This window comes from Allosalinactinospora lopnorensis, assembly GCF_000981225.1.
GTDB lineage: Bacteria > Actinomycetota > Actinomycetes > Streptosporangiales > Streptosporangiaceae > Allosalinactinospora > Allosalinactinospora lopnorensis.
On sequence record NZ_LAJC01000191.1, the window covers coordinates 1 to 801 of the forward strand.

Genomic DNA, 801 nt, shown 5'->3' on the forward strand with positions numbered 1-801 from the left:
GTTGAGTGGGCGCGAGAATGTGGACCTGCCTGGTGGGTGGGGTTGGGGGCGTGTGAGGCGCCGCGGCCCGGCCTGGTCGGGTGGGAAGGAAGAATTTCGCCGTCTCTGTCCGGGGGCCCGCGTGTGTGGGTGTTGCCTGGTGGAGGGGGTGGGGCTGAAGTGGGCACACGTCACTGTTGCTCTGTGGGTGGTGCTGTCTCGGTTTGGGGGGGTGCTGGCTGTGGGGTGGGGGTGCGCGCTGTTGGGTGTCTGAGGAAGCAACCGGCCCGGTGTGGTTGGTGTGTTTTCTGGGTGGCTGCTGCGGTGAAGACCTGTGTGCCGGCCCTGGGGCCGCCTCTTTTCGGGGGGTGGCGTGGGGGTCGCCTTGTGGGTGGTTTTTTGGGTGCTCTGTGTGGGGTGTCTGGGGGATCGCCTGGGGGGTGGTGGTGTGGGGTTGTGGTCGTGGTGGTGGGTGTTTTGATTTGTGGATAGTGTGCGCGAGCATCTTGTATCTGTGGTGGTCAAGTGTGTGTGGCATACGGTGGATGCCTTGGCACCAGGCGCCGATGAAGGACGTGGGAGGCCGCGATAGTCCGCGGGGAGTTGTCAACCAGGCTGTGATCCGTGGGTGTCCGAATGGGGGAACCCAGCCCGAGTTGTGTCGGGTTGCCGCTGTCTGAATGTATAGGGCAGTTGGTGGTGACGCGGGGAAGTGAAACATCTCAGTACCCGCAGGAGAGGAAAACAAGTGTGATTCCCTCAGTAGTGGTGAGCGAACGGGGAGTAGGCTAAACCATGCGCGTGTTCAAGGCGGCGGCCGTT

At 63.3% G+C, this 801-nt stretch carries 1 rRNA gene; it reads left to right on the forward strand.

From position 1 onward, the window contains the following. Positions 1–498: 498 nt before the first annotated feature. Positions 499–801 (forward strand): 23S ribosomal RNA (locus VS93_RS26440); the annotation flags it as partial.